The following is a 1,644-nucleotide window of genomic DNA, read 5'->3' on the forward strand; positions in this document are numbered from 1 at the left end:
CGGGGTGCGGATGCCTGTCCTGGCCGGCGGACTGCCCGTACGCCTCCGAGGAGTCGTGACCGTTCTCATAGGTCTCGTAGGGCTCGTACGCCTCGTCCACCTGCTCGTCGATGTCCAGCGTGGGCAGATCGACGAGGCTCGGCAGCAGCTCGCGCAGACTCTCGGCGACCTCCACCGCGCGGAGCCGGGAGGCCGGTGCCTTCGCGAGGCACTGGTGGATCAGCTGCCACAGCTCGTCGGGAATGCCGGGCAGGGGCGCCACCGATTCGGTGACGTGGCGGCGCAGGACCGCACCGGGGTGCCCGCCGCCGAACGGCGTGAATCCGGCGAGCAGTTCGTAGAGGACGGTGGCGAGCGCGTATATGTCGACGGAGGCGCGCGGCGGCAGGCCCTCCACGATCTCGGGCGCCAGATAGTCGGGGGTGCCGATGATCGACGTCGCGCGTGTGGTGCGGGGCGAGTCGATCAGCTTGGCGACGCCGAAGTCCGTGAGCAGCGCGGGCGGCGCACTGCCGGGCCCGGGGGGAGCGAGGGCGTCGAGCAGGACGTTCTCCGGCTTGACGTCGCGGTGCACGATGCCCGCCGCGTGCGCGGCCGCCAGCCCGTCGGCGATGTCCGCGGCGATGGCGACAGCGGCCTGCGGCATGAGCCTGCGGTCGTGCTCGAGCCGCGTGCGCAGATCCGTGCCGCGGACCAGCTGCATGACGAGCGCGAGGTCGTTGCCGTCGACGACGAGATCGCGGACGCCGACCACACGGGGGTGGTCCAGGCAGAGCAGGGCACTGCGCTCCCTGACGAACCGCTCCACCAGATCCTGGTCGGAGGCGAGGTCCTCGCGCAGGAGTTTGACCGCGACCGGGCCGTCGGGCCCTTCACCCAGCCACACCGTGCCGGCGCTGCCGCGTCCCAGGATCTGGTGAGCGGTGTAGCGACTGCCGATCTTCCGTGCCATAGCGACAAAACTACGCGGCGGAAGGGCCGTTGAGGGGCCAGGATGCGCTAACCGTCACTTTCGAGCGGGAATTCCCACCCGGTAAGTCGACAAATCTCCGAACTCGCCTACTCCGGCGACTATTTCGGACCGCTGTCGACCAGGTTCCCCAGCTTGTCGAAGATGTTCTCGACGGACTGCCAGAAATCCTTCCCCTGTTCCCACCACTCGGGAAGGGGCGTCAGATTCCAGATGAGCACCGCCGCCACGCCCATGAGAAGGATCATGAACAGGCAGCCCTTGAGACAGCCGAGACCGGGGATGTGCATCGGGTTCGCGCTGCGCTGCCGGGGCTCGCGCCTGGGGCGGGGCTCGGGTGGCGGCGGGCGCTGCGGCTCGTACCGCCTGGGAGGCGGCTGCTGAGCCGGAGGGCGCTGCTGGCCGTACTGCTGCGGCGGAGGCCCCTGCTGCTGACGTTGCTGCGGTGGCGGCTGCTGGCGCTGCGGGCGGCGCCGCAGCGGATCCATGTTCGGGTCGAGCGGCTGGACCTGCGTCTGCTCGTTGCGGTCACGCGCGGCACGCATCTGGTTCTGCCAGGGGTGCGGGCCTTCGGGCTGGGCACCCTCGGGGGGCTGCCCGACCTGCGGAGGCGCACCGGGGACCGGCGGCATGACCTGGGTCGGGTCGCTGTTGGGGCCGCCCTGGGCTCCCTT

General features: G+C 70.7%; 1 protein-coding gene and 1 pseudogene. Both read right to left on the reverse strand.

Annotation, left to right across the window (positions count from 1 at the left end; genetic code table 11):
• Positions 1–952 (reverse strand): serine/threonine-protein kinase (locus H5J26_RS30805; protein WP_181769228.1); only part of this gene is annotated, 952 nt, incomplete at its 3' end.
• Between the two features lie 119 nt (positions 953–1,071).
• Positions 1,072–1,644 (reverse strand): annotated as a pseudogene (locus H5J26_RS30810) (serine/threonine protein kinase); the annotation flags it as partial.

It is taken from the genome of Streptomyces albidus (ex Kaewkla and Franco 2022) (genome assembly GCF_013870515.1).
In the GTDB taxonomy this organism is placed as follows: domain Bacteria; phylum Actinomycetota; class Actinomycetes; order Streptomycetales; family Streptomycetaceae; genus Streptomyces; species Streptomyces albidus.